The organism is Fibrella aquatilis (assembly GCF_017353255.1).
In the GTDB taxonomy this organism is placed as follows: Bacteria; Bacteroidota; Bacteroidia; order Cytophagales; family Spirosomataceae; genus Fibrella; species Fibrella aquatilis.
Genome location: NZ_JAFMYU010000029.1, coordinates 56439 through 74757 on the forward strand (window position 1 = coordinate 56439; position 18319 = coordinate 74757).

General features: G+C 55.8%; 15 protein-coding genes. 10 read left to right on the plus strand and 5 right to left on the minus strand.

Annotation, left to right across the window (positions count from 1 at the left end):
- Positions 1 to 65 precede the first annotated feature (65 nt).
- The 6 genes from yidC (at position 66) to J2I48_RS25015 (ending at position 6899) form a co-directional block, all read left to right on the plus strand.
- Positions 66 to 1910: a membrane protein insertase YidC gene (gene yidC / locus J2I48_RS24990; protein ID WP_207338250.1), complete on the plus strand. Its 1845-nt coding sequence runs from the start codon at positions 66 to 68 to the stop codon at positions 1908 to 1910.
- A 109-nt stretch (positions 1911 to 2019) separates the two neighbouring features.
- Positions 2020 to 3726, plus strand: coding sequence for an ABC transporter substrate-binding protein (locus J2I48_RS24995; RefSeq protein ID WP_229376779.1), 1707 nt, complete (start codon positions 2020 to 2022; stop codon positions 3724 to 3726).
- Positions 3727 to 3828: 102 nt separating this feature from the next.
- Positions 3829 to 5109 (plus strand): glutamate-1-semialdehyde 2,1-aminomutase, encoded by a 1281-nt coding sequence (gene hemL / locus J2I48_RS25000; protein ID WP_207338252.1) that lies wholly within the window; start codon positions 3829 to 3831, stop codon positions 5107 to 5109.
- Between the two features lie 190 nt (positions 5110 to 5299).
- Positions 5300 to 5536 carry a hypothetical protein gene (locus tag J2I48_RS25005; protein ID WP_207338253.1) on the plus strand — a complete coding sequence of 79 codons (237 nt, stop codon included), beginning with the start codon at positions 5300 to 5302 and terminating at the stop codon, positions 5534 to 5536.
- Between the two features lie 2 nt (positions 5537 to 5538).
- Entirely contained in the window at positions 5539 to 6528 is a 990-nt protein-coding gene (locus J2I48_RS25010; protein WP_207338254.1) for a glycosyltransferase family 2 protein, read from the plus strand.
- 23 nt (positions 6529 to 6551) lie between these two features.
- A complete protein-coding gene (locus J2I48_RS25015) occupies positions 6552 to 6899 on the plus strand; it encodes a hypothetical protein (RefSeq protein WP_229376781.1) in 348 nt (115 codons plus the stop codon).
- A 134-nt stretch (positions 6900 to 7033) separates the two neighbouring features.
- Here the strand turns inward: J2I48_RS25015 and J2I48_RS25020 are convergent, their stop codons facing one another.
- Both J2I48_RS25020 and J2I48_RS25025 read right to left on the minus strand, forming a co-directional pair.
- Complete coding sequence (locus tag J2I48_RS25020; protein ID WP_207338255.1) at positions 7034 to 7189, minus strand: hypothetical protein; 156 nt, start codon at positions 7187 to 7189, stop codon at positions 7034 to 7036.
- Between the two features lie 93 nt (positions 7190 to 7282).
- Positions 7283 to 7720: a GNAT family N-acetyltransferase gene (locus tag J2I48_RS25025; RefSeq protein ID WP_207338256.1), complete on the minus strand. Its 438-nt coding sequence runs from the start codon at positions 7718 to 7720 to the stop codon at positions 7283 to 7285.
- A gap of 51 nt (positions 7721 to 7771) precedes the next feature.
- On the opposite strand from J2I48_RS25025, the gene hisS reads away from it, so the two are divergent.
- The gene (gene hisS / locus J2I48_RS25030; protein WP_207338257.1) at positions 7772 to 9136 is read left to right on the plus strand and encodes a histidine--tRNA ligase; all 1365 of its coding nucleotides are present in this window, start codon (positions 7772 to 7774) and stop codon (positions 9134 to 9136) included.
- A gap of 76 nt (positions 9137 to 9212) precedes the next feature.
- Positions 9213 to 9719, plus strand: a complete 507-nt coding sequence (locus J2I48_RS25035; RefSeq protein WP_207338258.1) for a hypothetical protein — start codon at positions 9213 to 9215, stop codon at positions 9717 to 9719.
- Positions 9720 to 9748: 29 nt separating this feature from the next.
- On the opposite strand, the gene J2I48_RS25040 is transcribed toward J2I48_RS25035, so the two are convergent.
- From J2I48_RS25040 to J2I48_RS25050, 3 genes are all read right to left on the minus strand, one after another.
- Positions 9749 to 10663, minus strand: coding sequence for a PhzF family protein (locus J2I48_RS25040; RefSeq protein WP_207338259.1), 915 nt, complete (start codon positions 10661 to 10663; stop codon positions 9749 to 9751).
- The gene (locus J2I48_RS25045) at positions 10660 to 11274 is read right to left on the minus strand and encodes a hypothetical protein (protein WP_207338260.1); all 615 of its coding nucleotides are present in this window, start codon (positions 11272 to 11274) and stop codon (positions 10660 to 10662) included. The genes J2I48_RS25040 and J2I48_RS25045 overlap by 4 nt, the downstream gene beginning before the upstream one ends.
- A 139-nt stretch (positions 11275 to 11413) precedes the next feature.
- Positions 11414 to 14128, minus strand: coding sequence for a sodium-translocating pyrophosphatase (locus J2I48_RS25050; protein WP_207338261.1), 2715 nt, complete (start codon positions 14126 to 14128; stop codon positions 11414 to 11416).
- A gap of 186 nt (positions 14129 to 14314) precedes the next feature.
- Between J2I48_RS25050 and J2I48_RS25055 the strand changes: the two genes are divergently transcribed.
- Together J2I48_RS25055 and J2I48_RS25060 are read left to right on the plus strand one after the other, a co-directional pair.
- A complete protein-coding gene (locus J2I48_RS25055) occupies positions 14315 to 15583 on the plus strand; it encodes an N-acetylmuramoyl-L-alanine amidase (protein ID WP_207338262.1) in 1269 nt (422 codons plus the stop codon).
- Positions 15584 to 15707: 124 nt separating this feature from the next.
- Positions 15708 to 18251: a PIG-L family deacetylase gene (locus J2I48_RS25060; protein WP_374758175.1), complete on the plus strand. Its 2544-nt coding sequence runs from the start codon at positions 15708 to 15710 to the stop codon at positions 18249 to 18251.
- Positions 18252 to 18319 lie beyond the last annotated feature (68 nt).

The window sequence follows — 18319 nt, forward strand, 5'->3', positions numbered from 1 at the left end:
CGCAGTCCATACGCATGCGTCAGCGACTATTGACTATCCACTGCTGACTATCGACTTAACCCCTCATGGATCGTAATCAACTTATTGGCCTGCTGTTAATCCTGGCCTTATTTGTCGGCTATCAATACCTGATGCCGAAACCGCCTGCCACGCCGCCGACTACTCAACAAGCCAAAACGACGAAGCCTGCCTCTGGTACAAATGCCGCCTCGGCCACGGCCGTCGCTGGTAATCAAGCCCTTGATTCTGTTGCTGCCAAAGCGCAGTTTGGTGCCTTTGCCGCCGCCGCCACCGGACAGGAGCGCGACGTGGTGGTTGAAAACCCTGACGTGAAAATCACCTTCAACACCTTCGGCGGGCAGGTGAAAGAAGTGTTGCTGAAAAAATTCAAGACCTACAACGGCAAACCGCTGATCCTGATCGACGCAAAAACGAGTCAGACAGCCCTGGAAATGCCCACCCGCACGGGTAAAGTGGATGTGCATAAATTGTACTTCCAGACCACGGGTACCGCCATGGCTGGTCAGCCCATTACCTTCCGCGCCGACCTGGGCAACGGGCAGGCTATCGAGCAGGTATATACTGTGCCTGCCGCTGGTTATGTGGTTGATTATCAACTGAAAACCGCTGGGCTTGACAATGTGCTGGGCACCGGCGACGTGCGGCTGCTCTGGATGGACCGGATGCAACAGTACGAAAACGACCTGAGCAACAACCGCCGCGCTGCCACCGTCAACTACCTCACCAACGACGATAGCTTTGAGCACCTGCCCGAAAACGAAAGCAGCAACGAGGTAGTGTCTGAGAAGCCCGTGAAGTGGTTTGCCATCAAGCACAAATACTTTCTGTCGGCGTTTATTGCGCAAAATTCACAACTGACCAAAGCGTCGTTTAAAGCCCTGACCGATGCCGCCGACAGCAGCACGGTGAAGACCGCCATTGCCGACGTGAGCTTTCCCCTTGCCGACGTGAAAGCGGGCAAAGGCAACTTCCGCTACTACTACGGCCCTAATGATTTCCAGGAGATAAAAGAAGGCGTGGCCCCCGAATTCGACCGGAACGTGTACCTAGGCTACTCGATCCTGAAGCCGATCAACCAGTACTTTTTCATTCCGGTGTTCAACTTCCTCGAGAAGTTTATCACTAACTATGGCCTGCTGATTTTGTGCCTGGTGATTTTTGTGAAGCTGCTATTGACGCCGCTTACCTACAAAGCCTACACCAGTCAGGCCAAAATGCGGGTGCTGATGCCCGAAATGGCGGCAATCAAAGAGCGCGTGGGCGACGATGCCACCAAACAGCAGCAGGAGCAGATGAAGCTCTACAGCGAAGTGGGCGTGTCGCCGTTGAGTGGCTGCGTACCGGTGTTGGCCACCATGCCCATTCTGTTTGCCCTATTCCAGTTGTTTCCGAACCTGATTGAACTGCGGCAGAAGTCGTTTCTGTGGGCACCCGATTTGTCTACGTATGACTCGTTTATCAAGTTTGGGTTCAATATCCCGTTTCTGGGTAATCACCTGAGCCTGTTTACGGTGATGATGACCATTTCGAGCATTGCCTACGCCCACTACAACAACCAGACTACGCCCCAACAGCCTGGTCCGGTAAACATGAAGGCGCTGAGCTACATTTTTCCGGTCATGTTTATGTTTGTGCTGAACTCGTTTCCGGCGGGTCTTACCTGGTACTACTTTGTGTCGAACGTGGTGACGATTGCGCAGCAACTGGCCATTCGCGGGTTTGTGGATGAGGCGAAGATCAAGGCCGTGCTCGACGAAAACCGGGTGAAAATTGCCGCCGGTGGAGGTAAGAAATCCAAGTTTCAGGAGATGTTGCAGCGGCAACTGTCGGCAGCCGAAGAAGCCCGGAAACAAACGGACAGTACTACTAAGAAGAAGCCCAAAAAATAATCCGGTCGCAAACGCTTAACGTGGCGATAGGACGGATTAGTTAGATAAGCTGAAGTGAAAAAGCAACGTGTGGCTACGTTGCTTTTTTTACATTGCCAACATAATGACAATGAGCCAACTACGTAAGCAAATAGGAATAATAGTGGGCCTGCTGGTACTGGTGACAGCTGGCTACGCCCAAAAAGTGACCGACACCGAGCGGCGCTACCGGACGGGCGTGAGGGCTTTGCAAACCGGCGAGTATGACCGCGCCCGCAACGAGCTGCAAGTGGTGATGCAACGCGGCGGGAGCTTTGCGCCCTACGCCTACTACTACCACGCTGACGCCTCGTTTCAGCAGAAAAAATATCCGGCCACCCGCACCACCATCAAAGAACTGATTGACCGCTTTCCCGAGTGGCGGAAGCGCGACGAGGCGTATTACCTGGCCGCCTGCGCCGCCATGGAACAGGGCCTATTTGACGAGGCCCTTTCCTACACCAACCTCATCACCGATGTCGGCCTACGCCCCGACGTTGACCGGATGGAGCGTAATTTCCTGTCGCGCATTACCGACATAAACCGCCTTAAGGCTCTGCAAACGCAATATCCGAAAGATAGAACACTTGCCCTGGCCCTGATCGAACTCATCCAGGAAAGCTCGACCGACAAGGCCGACCTGGAACTGTCGGACCGGCTCACCAATCGGTTTGGCGTGGTACCCGCGCCCCGTGCGCCCCGCCCCGCGCCGGTGACTCAGCCGGTGGAGGTGGCTAAAACGAAGCCTGCCGTAGTGGCCAAAGTGAAGGGGACGGTCAACGTGGGGGTGATGTTGCCCTTCCGGCTGGACCGCTTCGATCCCGACGACCGCACCCGCACCAATCAGTATGCCTATGACTTGCTGGAAGGCATGAAGATGGCCCGCAACAAGCTCTTCACCGAAGGCATCACGATCAACCTGTTTGCCTATGATGTTGATAATGATCCTGACGAAACGCTGGAACTGCTGAACAACGCCGCTTTCGGGCAAAACGACCTGCTGGTGGGGCCGCTTTTCTCCGAACCAAACAGGCTGGTGTCTGACTACGCCCTGCAAAACAACATCACGCTGGTAAACCCCATCTCTACCAGCCACGACCTGATCACCAACCGGCCCAATGCGTATCTGGCCCAACCCTCTACCTGGCAGCAGGCTACCGGGGCGGTGGCTTTTGTGGAAGATCAGGTTAGCACTAAAAAGGCCGCTGTGTACTTCGGTACTGCCCGGAAAGACTCGCTGCTGGCTTCGGCCTATGCGGGTGAACTGAAGGCCAAGGGATTCCAAGTAGTGGATTTCAAGCGTGTTTCGGGTAAGGGTATGTCGCTCGGTCTAACCGAGAGCAATAAGCCGAGCCATGTGTTTTTTGCCAGCAGCAACGAAGACGACGGCATCCGTATGCTCGACGCTATGAACCGCAGTGGGGTGGTGGGGCCGCTGGTGACGACCTACCCGGCGTTCAACTACTTCCGTAATTCGCTGGCCACTTTCACGCGCCGGACCCTGCTGATGCTGGCTCCTGAGTTTATGGACTTGGGCCGTAACGCCACCAAAACCTTCGAGGAAGCCTACATTACCAAACGGTCTATTCTGCCCTCGGTATTTGTGGCGCAGGGCTACGACCTGATGCTGTTTTTCGGTCGCCAGCTGGCCAAAGGCAGCCTGAAAAACCGCGCCAACCTCGTCACCAGCCCCGATGACGATTACGTCCTCTCCGGCTTCGACTACACCCAATCAAACGACAATAAAATCGTCCCCATCATCAAATTCGACGGGGCACGGTTTCAAAAGGTTAATTAGTGAAGGACTGAAAGAGCGAAAGAGGGTGCCGCAGGCATAGTTATGCATTAGCCCGTTTTACGCTTTCGCTCTTTCGCTCTTTCACTCTTTCACTCTTTCACCATGACGAGCGAACAACTATTTGAGAAAGCGAAGACGCTAATTCCGGGGGGGGTGAACTCACCCGTGCGGGCGTTTCGGGCGGTGGGGGGGAACCCGCTGTTCATTAAATCGGCTAAAGGGCCGTTTATCACCGACGAAGACGACCGGCAGTATATCGAACTGATCAACTCATGGGGACCCATGATTCTGGGCCATGCGTTCGAGCCGGTGGAAAAGGCCGTGCGCGACGCCATTCAGCACTCGTTTTCGTTTGGCGCACCCACCCGCAAGGAGGTCGAAATGGCCGAGTTGATTGTGAGCATGGTGCCGTCGGTAGAAAAAGTGCGGATGGTGAATTCGGGTACCGAGGCTACCATGGCCGCTATCCGCGTGGCGCGGGGCTTCACTGGGCGCGATAAGCTCATCAAGTTTGAAGGGTGCTACCACGGCCACGGCGATTCGTTTCTGATCTCGGCGGGTAGTGGTGCGCTCACCATGGGTACGCCCGATAGCCCCGGCGTGACCAAAGCCACGGCCCTCGACACGCTCACGGTACCCTATAACAACCTGGCGGTGCTGGAGGCCATCATCGAGGCCAACCACAATCAGGTGGCCTGCGTCATTCTGGAACCGGTGGTGGGCAATATGGGCTGCGTAATTCCCGAACCGGGCTATTTGCAGGGGATCCGCGATCTGTGTACCAAACACGGCATCGTCCTTGTTTTCGACGAAGTGATGACGGGTTTCCGGCTGGCGAAAGGCGGCGCACAGGAGCGTTTTGGCATCATGCCCGACCTCACCACGATGGGTAAAATCATTGGCGGCGGTATGCCCGTGGGGGCCTACGGTGGCCGCACCGACATTATGAACATGGTGTCGCCAGCCGGGCCGGTGTATCAGGCGGGTACGCTGTCGGGCAATCCCATTGCCATGTCGGCAGGGCTGGCTATGCTGCATTACCTGAACGACCACCCGGAGGTGTATACGCGCCTGGAAGAAATTGGCAAGCGGCTGGGCGACGGTTTCCGCAACAGCGCGGCGAAGCTGGGCCTGAACTATACGGTTAATCAGATCGGGTCGATGTTCACGCTCTTCATGACCGACAAGCCCGTCACCGACCTCGATTCGGCCAAAACATCTGACATTCCCAAATTCGGCCGCTACTTCCACGCCATGCTTGACCACGGCGTGTACCTGGCCCCCGCCCAATATGAGAGCCTCTTTGTCTCAACAGCATTAACAGATGATTTGATCGAGCAGGTGATTATGGCCAACGAAGAAAGCCTGAAGGAAACAATGTAATCGTTAGCAGACTGTGGGTAAAATTCTTCTATCTGTTCTGGGCGTGGTCCTGTTGGTCACAGTGATTATTTGGCAGGGTTCCCCCTGTGTAGGAATCCTCCCGCCAGTTGCTTCGACAATAGTTAGCCAGCAGGGGGTGTTACGTCAGTTTGTGGATGGGTCAAAAAACTGTCTTTGTGACGAGATACGGGTGCGTTACACAGTTGAAGAGGGAGCCTATCAGATTGACCACCTTGCCTACTATGATCTGGGCATGAAGACGTTGCGAATAGAAACGTCCCCTGGTAGCGGATGGTCTTTCGGTTGGGAGAACGTAGACACGCCGCTGATTGAACGGGTACTTCAGGAAGGAGGGCAGTTTAGCCTGTTTACGAAGTACCGTCCTGAGAGCAAGCATCCTCCCAGCCCTAATGAACTTCCCTACTGACTATGCATTTTTCCGTCGTCATTCCTGTCTATAACCGCCCTGATGAACTGGCTGATTTGCTGGAGAGTTTAACCCGGCAAACCTATACAGATTTTGAGGTGCTGGTGATCGAAGATGGGTCGACAAAGAAGGCCGATGGGGTGGCGGCGGCCTATCGGGACCGACTGAACCTGCGGTATTTCGAGAAAGAAAATACGGGGCAGGGTTTCTCGCGTAACTACGGTTTCGAGCGGGCCACCGGCGATTATTTCGTGGTCTTTGATTCCGATGCCGTGGTGCCGCCGGGCTATTTGGCGGCCGTTGCCGATTACTTAACCCACACATCCTTAGACGCTTACGGTGGTCCAGACGCCGCCAGTCCTGATTTTTCGGATACGCAAAAGGCCATTAGCTACGCCATGACGTCGGTGTTCACGACGGGCGGTATTCGGGGAAAAAAGCAGAACGTGGGTGGTGTTTTTTTGCCCCGCTCGTTTAACATGGGTCTGTCGCGACGCGTATTTAGGGAAACGGGTGGTTTTGCCAAACGCGACATGGGCGAAGACATGGAACTCAGCACCCGCCTCATCCGCCTCGGCTACCGCGTGGGTCTCATCCCCGACGCGGGCGTGTACCATAAGCGGCGCGGCACGCTGGGGGCATTTTTTCGGCAGATCATTAACTTTGGCCGAACGCGGGTACAACTGCAACGGCAGTATAACATCCCCATTAAGGTGGTGCATCTGTTCCCGGTGCTGTTCACGCTGGGCTGGCTGAGCCTGCCGCTGCTGGCCCTGCTCTACGCCCCGCTGGCCCTGCTGGGTTTGGCCGCGTATTTGCTGTTTGCCCTGTTAGTCCTGACCGACGCCACCCGGCAAGAAGGCAGCCTGCGCGTAGGCTGGCTGAGTATGCTAGCCTCGTTCACCCAACTTTCGGCCTACGGACTGGGCTTTTTAGGCGAACTTTTTAGGTGGCGGGGCCATACTCGCGTCAGCAAAAATCGTAATTCGTAATTCGTACATCGTAAATCAATGCCATGGCCAATCCAGGAAAACCACCGGGACAGCGTTTAGTCAACCGGATGAGTGCACGTACTAAATGGCTCTTGCTAGCCCCTGCCGGGCTGGTACTCATTGGCGCGGGCCTGTGTGTGCTGGTAGGTGCGGGCTACGAGATGCAGAGCGGCGCCCCGTTCATGCGCTGGTTTATCAAAGGCACCTACAGCCTGATTCTGGTCAACGGGGGCATTTCGGTCTTCGGCACCGCCGTGCGTTTTCGCGTCATGATGGACACCCGGCAGATCATCAGGCAGGAGCTAAAACGCAATTACAAGAAATACGATAAACGCAAAAAAGCCCCGTCGCAGAAGAGAGACGAGGCTTAAGAAAAGGTTTAAGATTCAACGTCTAAGGTTTAAAGTTGCGGTCCCGCGTCCGGGCTTACGCAGACATACTCTAGCGTAAGCCCGGACGCGGGACCGCAACTTTAAACCTTAGACATTGAATCTTAAACTTACGTTTACGCTGCTTTCTTCTCGGCGAAAGAGGCCTTAATGGCTTCTACGTCAACGTTTTTCAGGGTTGGCTTCAGCGTCAATTGCTTGATGGCGTTCACCTTGTTGGTGGCAATGGCGCGGTTGCGGCGGCCTTTGCGAAGTAGTTTAGTCACTCCCATTGTGGTATGTCGTTAATTGTCGGTTCTTTTTCGGAACGCAAAAGTAGTGATTTTCGACCAAAAATGGTCTTCCATATTGGTGTTTTTGGTCCGTTATCCCTGGTACACCCACTCCCAGGCATCACCAATTTCGTGGTCCTGCACCACGCCCGTGTACACAAAACCATGCCGACTTAAGATCGTGTTAGAGGCGTTTTGTTCGGGGGCTGTCTTGGCCGTTACGATCAGGGTGGGGTCGGTGGCTTTGGCAATGGTCACCAATTGCTGACAAGCGAATGAGGCAATTCCCTGCCCTTCATACGCCTTAAATGTCCCGTAAGCAATCTCGACCCGTCCGTTTTGGGGTGCGCCAACGAACCCGCCCATGCCCACCACTACCTCGTCGCGAATCACGAAATAGCCAATCCAGGGTGGAGTGTAGCCCGTTTCATGGTAATAGGTCGGGTACGCTTCAAACAGCGCCTGACAGTCGGAATTAGCATACCGGGCTAGCGTCGGGTCTTCGTCGATGTGGATAGGTTCGAGGGTCATAGTTTGCCAAATGTAGGGGATAGATACGTAGGCAAGCCGTAATTTTGCGGCATGAAACCATCCGTTGTTAAGGGTACGCGTGATTTTGGGCCGGAGCAGATGAGCAAACGCCTGTTTATTTTCGACACCATCCGGCAGACATTCCGCCGCTTTGGGTTCCAACCTCTCGAAACACCCAGCCTGGAAAACCTCTCGACGCTGACAGGCAAGTACGGCGACGAGGGCGACCAACTGCTTTTCAAAATTCTGAATTCCGGCGATTTTGCGGGTGGCCTCACCGACGCTGATTTAGCCGAAGGCAGCAAAAAATTAACGTCGAAGATCGCCGAAAAAGGGCTTCGGTATGACCTCACAGTGCCTTTTGCCCGCTACGTGGTTATGAACCGCCACGCCCTGCCCATGCCCTTCAGGCGCTACCAGATGCAGCCCGTTTGGCGCGGAGACCGTCCAGCAAAGAGCCGTTACCGTGAATTTTACCAGTGCGATGCCGACGTGGTCGGCACGGATTCGCTGCTGTGCGAGGCTGAAATTGTCTTGATGGTACACGAGGTGATGCGCAACCTGGGCATCCAGAACTTCACGCTCAAAATCAACAATCGTAAAATTCTGGCGGGCATCGCCGAAGCCATTGGCCGCGTTGGAGAGGAGGGAAACCTGGCCGTGGCGATTGATAAACTTGACAAGATCGGCCCCGAAAAGGTAGTGGAAGAACTCCGCGAACGAGGTTTTTCGGCAGAGAACATCGCCGCGCTGCAACCGCTGTTTACGATCAAGGGCACACCCGCTGAGGTGCTAAACAGCCTGAAAACGTGGCTTGCTGGCTCAGAAACGGCCCAACAAGGCATTGCCGAACTAACCGAAACGCTGGGTCTGGTAACGCAACTGGGCCTTGAAAACCCGCAACTGGAACTCGACGTGACCCTGGCGCGGGGCCTGTCATATTACACCGGAGCTATTTTTGAGGTGAAAGCGAATGGAGTCAGTATTGGTAGCATCAGCGGCGGCGGTCGCTACGATAACCTCACGGGCGCGTTTGGTATGCCGGGCCTGTCGGGGGTGGGTATCTCGTTTGGCGTCGACCGGATTTATGATGTGATGGACGAGCTGAACCTGTTTCCGGCCTCGGCAGGGCAGGGGACGCAGGTGTTGCTCGCCTGTTTCGACACCGACGGACGGAGAGTAGCGTTGCCGTTGCTCACTAAACTTCGCTCCGCCGGGGTGCCCGCCGAGCTATATCCCGATTTGGCGAAGGTGAAAAAGCAACTCGATTACGCCAACGCCCGGCAGATTCCGTATGTAGTGCTGATTGGCTCGGACGAAGTGCAGTCGGGGCAACTCTCGGTGAAGAACATGGTGACGGGGGAGCAGGAAAAGCGAACGGCCGATGAAGTAGTTTCGATGCTAACAAGCCTATGATACTGTTTGAGTCAGCCACTCGCGTAAGCAATACGCTGACTTAAACACAAAGTAACCTACTGGTAATCAATTATTTATGAAAAACATTCTTCTTTTAGTCTTCACTTTTTGCACCGCCATCGCCCACGCCCAAAATCCCTATGCGGCGGTAATCCGGCAGCAGGCTACCGAACTGGCCGAGGCCTTGCCTAGGGGCCAATACCAGAAAGTGCCCCTGTATACGCACCCGAAAATCGTGTCCCTAATGGGCGGCGCCGATAAGATGGTGGCCCGCATGACCGAGCAAACCACCACCATGAAGCAACAAGGCATCCGGTTTGTGAGCGCCAGCATTGGGCAGCCGGGTCCGGTGGTGACGGTAGGGAAGGAGTTGCAGTGTGTGGTGCCGCAGACTGTGGTGCTCCAGATGCCGCAGCAGCGCGTTGCGCAACAATCGTCGCTGATTGCGTTTTCGGAAGACGGCGGCAAACGCTGGGTCTTCATCGACACGCAGCCCGGCATGGAACGGGTACGCATGGTGCTCCCCACCATTAGCCCAAAACTGGTGGTGCCCGCCCGTCAGGAGCCGCAGGTGCTGAAGTAAACGTGCAAGACCTGGAAAGGGCTGGTTGATCAGCAGTGCCAGTTGCCTGTTGCCACCAACTTTACGTGGCCACCCACCCGGATGTCGTAGTGGCCATCATGCAGGCCGCCGTTTAGGTAGAGGTACGACTTTCGGTTCATCTGAAAGCCCTGCTCGACGGTGGCCGTGATTGGGCCGCCCCGATGCTTCAGCAGGTAAGCCAGAAAACAGCCATTGGCACTGCCCGTGGCGGCATCTTCCGATACGATGTCGTTTTCGATCAGCATCATCCGGGTGTTGTAGTGGCTACCGGGTTCGATGGTTTCGGCCGTGAAAAAGAAGAGCGACGTAGAGTGGCCACTACGGCTGTTGGCCCGAAATTTCTGCCGCTTTTCCAGAAATGCCCGAAACGACCCATAACCGAGGGTTAGCCGGTTCATGGCAGCCAGGTTTTTCAGCGGAATGATGATGTATGGTAGCCCGGTGCTTACCTCCTGAACAGGCCACGACTCGTCGAGTTGGTCCAGGCCAAGCTCGTCGGCCATTTCCTGATGGGTAAACAGTTCCCGGAACTCGGGCTGAGCCTGCTGCATAAAGAGCAGACCCGACTCTGGCTGGTCTGGCTGGTCAAAAGATACCACAATGTCGCTGTGCGCTAGTGCCAAAACCACATGGGCGGGCACGGTATCGAGCAGGAATTTGGCAATAACATAGCTGGTGCCCAGCGAGGGGTGCCCGGCAAACGGTACTTCGTGTTCGGGAGTGAAAATCCTAACCAGAAAGCGCCCATCGCCCTGGTTGGCCTTGATAAACGTCGTTTCGGCGAAGTTTATCTCACGTGCCATTTGCTGCATCTGTTGCTCGGAAACCCGATTGTCCAGATCAACAAACACCGCTAACTGATTACCCTGATAGCGGCTGGCGGCAAAAACATCAACGATATAGAACGGTACGGTTGCCATCATGCATTACCCAATGCCCGCAAAACGTTCAACTTAATGGCACTCAGCCGTTTATCGTCGGGATTATAAGCGGTCAGTACGTCCAGTAGCTTCTCTACGTTGATCCGGTTCATGTAATTGTAGCCCATCTTGCCTGGCTTTTTGTCGTTGGGCATAAACTTAGTGGCCTCGGCATGAGCACTCAGGTTAATGGGGTTTGGCAGCAAGTGAATGTGCTTGGCCAGTGCCTTGATGTTGGTCTCCATCGTGTGCGCAATGGCCTCGGTGGGCGACTGGATAATCTCTTTTTTGAAGACCGGAAAGGCATACACACCTACCAGATAGGTATTGCCGTCGTGCCAGTCTTTCGACTTGATAAAGACGATAGACACGTGCCGGGATTTCTCAACGTCCGGCGATTTGGCGAACTGATGGGGCAAAAAACCCCGGTAATAACCCGACTCATCGGCGGGGAAAAGCAGGTGCCCAAAGTTCAGCGAACTGTTGGCAATGTCTTGTTCTTTGACAAAATTGAAATTGGCATTATCGAGGTCTTCGGCCGTTGACGGGCCTTGCCAACCCTGTGAATTCCAGTCAACCGCAGCCAGAATACCGTAAAATGCGTCTTTTGTCATGATTACTTCTTTTAAAAACTACGCAGAACAGCTACGTTGAGTTCAATCGATGCTGAGCGTATCCCAGCATAAAAAGGCCAGCCCCTTCATAGAGACTGGCCTTTGGAAGCGCAATTTTGCCCTAAAAAATGGGATTTGCCTATTTCTTCGTCACGCGAACAGAAATTCTCCGATTTTGGGCGCGACCTTCTTCCGTATCGTTCGACGCTACGGGGTGTTCCTGACCGTAACCCTCGGCTTCGAGGCGGCTGCTGGCAATACCCATACCCGATAGCTCTTTCAGTACCGACGCGGCGCGGTCGCCCGATAGCTTCATGTTCTTTTTAGCGTCGCCGGTGTTGTCGGTATAGCCACCAATTTTTACGTTCACGTTCGGGTAGGCTTTCAGCACCTCGGCCACGTTTGTCAACTGCTCCTGCGATTCGGGTTTCAACGTTGCGCTGCCTGTTTCAAACGTCAGCCGGTCGAAATCGAACCAGGTGGTTTTGTCAACAGGCTTGTCAGACTTGATGAAGTTCACCAGGCTTGTTTCAACGCCGGTTATGCCCACGCCTTTGAGCAACTTGCCGCCTTCGAGGGTCAGGTCGGTAGGGGTGAACTGACGCGGTCCGCCGTCGCGGTTGGGGGTATTAACCTCGTTGTTGTCGGCGGCGGTAGACTTTTCCAGGTCAACGCCTTGCATGCCACCCGCCGCCGTGATGTTTTCGCGGGAATGTGCACCCTGATCCGTTGATTTGATAGCGATATACGGCGCAATAACCAGAGACACAATCGACATCAGCTTGATCAAAATGTTCATCGACGGACCCGACGTATCCTTGAATGGATCCCCCACGGTGTCGCCCGTAACCGACGCCTTGTGTGGCTCCGACTTTTTGTAGAACATCTCGCCGTTGATCAGTACGCCCTTCTCGAACGACTTCTTGGCATTGTCCCAGGCACCACCAGCGTTGTTCTGGAAAATACCCATCAACACACCCGACACCGTTACACCCGCCAGCAGGCCACCCAGCACTTCGGGACCGAAAATGAAGCCCACAATGATGGGTACGCTCAGGGCAATGGCTCCCGGCAGAATCATTTCACGGATAGACGCCTGCGTCGAAATGGCTACGCACTTTTCGTATTCCGGCTTGCCCGTCCCTTCCAGAATGCCCGGAATTTCGCGGAACTGACGACGCACTTCTTCCACCATAGCCATGGCCGCACGACCCACCGCCGCAATGGCCAGCGACGAGAAAATGAACGGGATCATGGCGCCTACAAACAGGCCCGACAGCACGTCGGCCTTGTAAATATCAATGGCCGAAATGCCCGACAGGCCCACAAACGCAGCAAACAGGGCCAGGGCCGTGAGCGCTGCTGATGCAATGGCGAAGCCTTTGCCCGACGCGGCGGTGGTGTTACCCACGGCATCCAGAATGTCGGTACGGCCGCGCACTTCTTCGGGGAGGTAGCTCATTTCGGCAATACCACCGGCGTTGTCGGCAATGGGGCCGAAGGCATCGATGGCCAGTTGCATAGCCGTGGTGGCCATCATACCCGCCGCCGAAATGGCCACGCCGTAGAGACCTGCAAACTTGTAGGACATCATGATGCCCGCTGCCAGCACGAGAATAGGCAGCACCGTCGATTCCATACCCACCGACAACCCGCCGATGATGTTGGTGGCCGCGCCCGTGGCTGACTGCCGGATGATCGACAGCACGGGCCGACGACCCATAGCCGTGTAGTATTCGGTAATGACGCTCATCAGGGCACCCACAATGGAACCCGTCACGATGGCGTAGAACACGTCCATACGGGTAAACTCGATACCCCGAATCTCCATCGTGCCTTCGGGCAATACGGCGTTGACGAGGAAGAATGAGGCAATGACGGTAAGGATAATAGATCCCCAGTTGCCCAGGTTCAGCGCGCCCTGCACGTTGCCGTTATCATCTTTCACGCGCACCAGGTAGCAAGCCAGGATCGAGAAGATCAGGCCCATACCGGCAATCAGTACGGGCAACACGATGGGCGCGTGACCCAGAATATTGCTGGCTTCGGGAATTTTGATTTCGCGGCCCAGCACCATGGTGGCCAAAATGGTAGCCACATACGAGCCAAACAAGTCGGCACCCATACCGGCCACGTCGCCCACGTTATCGCCCACGTTGTCGGCAATGGTGGCAGGGTTACGTGGGTCATCTTCGGGAATACCGGCTTCTACTTTACCCACCAGGTCGGCCCCTACGTCGGCGGCTTTGGTGTAGATACCCCCACCCACACGGGCAAAGAGCGCAATGGATTCGGCACCAAGCGAGAAACCCGCCAGCACCTCCAGCGCCCGTTCCATAGGTACGCCGTTGACGTCGCCGTAGACACCGCCGGTGCCCGATACGAAATAATTATAGAGACCAATAAACAGCACGCTGAGGCCCAGAACAGCCAGGCCTGCCACACCAATGCCCATGACCGAACCACCCGTAAACGACACGTCGAGGGCTTTGGTCAAGCTGGTGCGGGCGGCGTGAGCCGTGCGGACGTTGGCTTTGGTGGCCACTCTCATGCCCACGTAGCCTGCAAAGGCTGAGATAAAGGCACCCATGGCAAAGGCCACACCAATAAACCAGTGCGAGTTTTCGACCCGCGAGCCGGCATAGGCCAGCACCAGGGCTACCACAGTACCAAAAATGATGAGGACGCGCCACTCGGCTTTGAGAAAGGCAATGGCCCCGTCGGCGATGTAGCCCGCAATTTCCTGCATACGGTCGTCGCCCGCAGCTTGCCGGTTTACCCAGCTAAATTTGGCGATCATCACCGCCAGGCCCACCAGACCCAACAGGGGGACGATGTAAAGACTATTCTGCATACTACGTAAAAAAAGGTTGATTGAATGGCCGCAAAGATAGAATTTGCCGTAGCATAACCATGCGCGTGCGCGGCTATTCTTGACTTTTAACGAGGTTATTTTGCCCGTTTTTCAGACGTACCGTGCCCGTTTGAGGCTGTTTGCTACTCTTTTATCTGGCTACTCCATCAACATAGACGACAACGTATGAAATCGCTACGACTACTCTTGCCGGGTCTGCTCCTGACAATCAGGGCACTAGCCCAAATGCCACAGCCTACCGAAACGCGTAGCCTGATCCTATTGCCCCATCAGGCTGTTTCGGTGGCTTATGATCAGCTCTATTCCAGTGCCGTTTTATTGCTGCAATCGGGGCAGTTGCTGGCCAACACTTACCTTGTAGCGGGGTCCGACACCCTGCGCCTGTATCCCGAACCGCATAGCGAACGTGGCCCATCGTCGGCGTTGTGCGTATTTCGGAAGCCCGTTTCCCAACTGACGCTGCTGACGGGTGAGCTGGCGGGGGCAGTGTCGCTGGTAAGTTTATATGTACCGCCCCTGCCCGCAGACCACGTAGCCAACGCCCTGCGGTCTATGGCGCGGCAGGACTGTGGCAAGCCCCAGGTGGTGCCGGTTTCGGTATGGCGAAAGGGACTGGCCCCGCCCAAAGAACGGCCTATTGCCACTACCGTGCAGTTTGTGGTTGTCCATCATTCGGCGGGGAGCAACACCGTGGCCGACTATGCCGAAGAGGTGCGCAACATTTATCTGCTCCACACCCAGACCAACGGCTGGAACGACGTGGGCTATAATTTTCTAGTGGGCCAAAACGGGCTGATCTACGAAGGCCGCGACGGGCAGGGGATTATAGACGGCGACAATGTGCTGGGGGCGCACTTTTGCAGCCAGAACTCAGGCACGATGGGCATCTGCCTGATGGGCAATTTCAACGACGGGCAACCCAACGCCGCCTCGCTGACGGTGCTGGAGCAACTCATTGGCTGGAAGCTGAAAAAAGAAGGCATCACCGACCCCAACGCCCGCGCCACCCACGCCAGTTCGGGCAAGGTGCTGAACCTGATTTCGGGCCACCGCGACGGCTCCTGCGCTACCGAATGCCCCGGCGAAAATCTCTATGCGGCGCTGCCCATCATTAGGCAGGTCGTGACACAGACGTGCTCGTTTACAACGGCCGTTGTCCAAACGCCGCTAGCCACCGAACCTACCCTGGGCACCTGGATGGTGTATCCCAACCCCAGCAATGGGCCAATTACGGTGCAACACCAAGCCGATGACCCCGCGCAGGTGCGCTTCACGCTGATTGACGCCCTGGGCCGGAACGTGCCTGTGTATTACCAGCAGACAGCAGCGGCCTCATGGCTAGTGACGCCCGTTGGCAGCGTGGCGGGGGCATACTGGCTGAAAGGTACCGATGGAATTGGGGTGATTGAGACAGCCTTATGGCTGGGACGATGACCTCACGTTCAGTCATTAACGAACGTATTTAACCGACAAATGACCAAATTATCGTCTACTTACGTTGCGCTGACAGCGGGCAACCTGTTTCTTTGCTCTATAACCCATAATGACAGCCATCGTGATTCGAAATTTTCTCCTATTAGCCTGTCTGCTGAGCCATTTGCTCCTATCCACTACCTACGCGCAGGTTCCTTTTGGTAAACCCCGTCTCGCTACCTCCGGCGATATTCAGCAGGGTATCAGGCGGCTCAATGTACTGGGCAGCGTACTCTACATTGCCGCCCACCCCGACGATGAAAACACGCTCCTGCTGACCTACCTCCACAATGAGCGTAATCTCCGCACGGCCTACCTCTCGCTCACCCGTGGCGACGGCGGGCAGAACCTGATTGGCTCGGAGCAGGGCGAAGCCGTGGGGGTGATCCGCACGCAGGAACTACTCGCCGCTCGCCGCATCGATGGCCCCGAGCAGTTTTTCAGCCGCGCCTATGATTTCGGCTTCTCGAAGTCGACGGAAGAGGCCGTGAAAAACTGGGGGCGCGAACAGGTGCTGGGCGACATTGTCTGGATGATTCGCAGCTACCAACCCGACGTAATCGTGACGCGCTTCCCGCCCGACAGCCGAGCCGGACATGGGCACCATAGCGCATCGGGGGCACTGGCCGAAGAGGCTTTCAAACTTTCGAACGACCCCAAAGCGTACCCAGAGCAGCTGAAGCTGGTGAAACCCTGGCAGGCGCGGCGGCTGTTCTGGAACATCTTTATTCCCGGCCAGTTTTTGAGCAACAAAAAGCCCGACGAGGCCGGTACCGTATTGGGCATTGAAACGGGCCTCTATAACCCCCTGCTGGGCAAATCATATGGCGAGATTGCCGCCGAAAGCCGCAGTCAGCACAAGAGTCAGGGGTTCGGGGTGGCCGCCAACCGGGGCACCAAGGTAGATTACCTGCTTCTGAAAGCGGGCGACCAGCCCCAACTGGACCTCATTGAAGGCATCGACATGAGCTGGAACCGGGTGCCCAATTCGGAACGGATTCAGGAGATCATCTACCAACTCAACACCCAGTTTGTGCCGGCCCAGCCCGCCAGCATTGTGCCTACGCTGGTGACGTTGCACCGCGAAATAAGCCAGCTCGACACTACCCAGCTCTACGTGAAAGCCAAGCGGCAGGAAGTGGAAAACCTCATTCAGCAGTGCCTGGGCCTCGTTTTTGAAGCACTCCCTACTGACTATGCCAGCACACCCGGTGGCCGCCTGGACGTGCGGCTAACGGCCGTTAACCGCATCAATTTTCCGGTGAAGCTTACGCGCCTACGACTGCCGCAGGTGGGGCGCGATACTACCTTCTCGCTGCCGCTGAAAGCCAACGAGCAGGCATCGTTTACGTTTTCGGCCCTGCTGCCCAGGAGCCTGAAACCCACGCAGCCTTACTGGCTCGAAAGCCCGCGCAACAAAGGTTTGTTTACCGTGACCGACCAGGGGCTCATTGGCAAAGCCGTGAACCCGCCCGCCCTCACCGCCGAGTTTACCATAGAACTGGATGGCCTTGCGTTCACCTTTACCCGCCCCTGGCTCTACAAATATACCGACCCCGTAGACGGAGAGTTGTACCGCAACTTCGAAATCCGCCCCGATGTGACGGCCACCCTCACCGAACCCGTCTACGCCTTTGCCGATAACCTGAGCAAGACCGTGGAGGTAATCGTGAAAGGCAACCGCCCCAACGCCAGCGGCTCGGTATGGCTTGAAGTGCCTGCCGGGTGGCGCGTCAGCCCATCGACCGAGGCGTTTACGTTTACCGATAAGTTTCAGGAACAGCGTTTTACCTTCACGCTTATGCCTCTGAGCAGCAGTGCGCCAGAGGGTAAACTCACCGCCGTGGTTATGGCCAACGGTGGCCGGTTCAGCAGCGGCCTGCGTACCATCAGCTACCCCCACATTCCGCCGCAAACCTTGTTTCCGCCTGCCGAAGCCAAAGTAGAGCGGCTCAACATAACCGTTCGCGCTAAAAACGTGGGCTACATTGCCGGTGCCGGTGATGAAGTACCTGCTGCCTTGCGGCAGATGGGTTGCACCGTTACTATGCTCGACGAGGCCGAACTGACCAAAGACCTCTCGCGCTACGACGCTATTGTGGTGGGTATCAGGGCCTATAACACCGAAGACCGGCTCAAATTTTACCAGGAAAAGCTGCTGGCCTACGTGCAGAAAGGTGGTACGATGGTGGTGCAATACGCTACGCCGGGTGGAGGCGGCATTAGCCAGTCGGGCCTGAAAGTGAGCCAGATAGGGCCCTACCCGTTCACCATTGGCCGCGACCGGGTGGCTGAAGAAGATGCACCCGTCTCAATTCTGAATCCCAGCCACGTATTGCTCAACAGACCCAACAAAATAACCGACGAGGATTTCCGGGGCTGGGTGCAGGAGCGGGGCATCTACTACGCTGTCGATTATGGGCAGGCTTATGAGTCGCTGTTTGCCATGAACGATACCGGCGAGGCCCCCAAGCTAGGTAGCCTGATCTATACGGCCTATGGTCGGGGTCATTTTATCTACACGGGCCTGTCGTTTTTCCGGCAATTGCCCAATGGCGTACCCGGCGCTTACCGCCTCTTCGCTAACCTGATCTCCATCGGCACAGGACCATCGAGTTCGAGGAATTAAGGAATGTACAATGAACAATGTATAATGTACAATGGGTTCTGACTGACCAGTGCCACATACTCATCGGT

Excerpts from the sequence above, each read along its gene's own strand:
- J2I48_RS25050 (WP_207338261.1), bottom strand. The coding sequence starts at position 14,128 with ATGCAGAATAGTCTTTACATCGTCCCCCTGTTGGGTCTGGTGGGCCTG.
- J2I48_RS25040 (WP_207338259.1), bottom strand. The coding sequence starts at position 10,663 with ATGATGGCAACCGTACCGTTCTATATCGTTGATGTTTTTGCCGCCAGC.
- J2I48_RS25020 (WP_207338255.1), bottom strand. The coding sequence starts at position 7,189 with ATGGGAGTGACTAAACTACTTCGCAAAGGCCGCCGCAACCGCGCCATT.
- hisS (WP_207338257.1), top strand. The coding sequence starts at position 7,772 with ATGAAACCATCCGTTGTTAAGGGTACGCGTGATTTTGGGCCGGAGCAG.
- J2I48_RS25055 (WP_207338262.1), top strand. The coding sequence starts at position 14,315 with ATGAAATCGCTACGACTACTCTTGCCGGGTCTGCTCCTGACAATCAGG.
- J2I48_RS25025 (WP_207338256.1), bottom strand. The coding sequence starts at position 7,720 with ATGACCCTCGAACCTATCCACATCGACGAAGACCCGACGCTAGCCCGG.
- J2I48_RS25035 (WP_207338258.1), top strand. The coding sequence starts at position 9,213 with ATGAAAAACATTCTTCTTTTAGTCTTCACTTTTTGCACCGCCATCGCC.
- J2I48_RS25015 (WP_229376781.1), top strand. The coding sequence starts at position 6,552 with ATGGCCAATCCAGGAAAACCACCGGGACAGCGTTTAGTCAACCGGATG.
- hemL (WP_207338252.1), top strand. The coding sequence starts at position 3,829 with ATGACGAGCGAACAACTATTTGAGAAAGCGAAGACGCTAATTCCGGGG.
- yidC (WP_207338250.1), top strand. The coding sequence starts at position 66 with ATGGATCGTAATCAACTTATTGGCCTGCTGTTAATCCTGGCCTTATTT.
- J2I48_RS25010 (WP_207338254.1), top strand. The coding sequence starts at position 5,539 with ATGCATTTTTCCGTCGTCATTCCTGTCTATAACCGCCCTGATGAACTG.
- J2I48_RS25045 (WP_207338260.1), bottom strand. The coding sequence starts at position 11,274 with ATGACAAAAGACGCATTTTACGGTATTCTGGCTGCGGTTGACTGGAAT.
- J2I48_RS24995 (WP_229376779.1), top strand. The coding sequence starts at position 2,020 with ATGAGCCAACTACGTAAGCAAATAGGAATAATAGTGGGCCTGCTGGTA.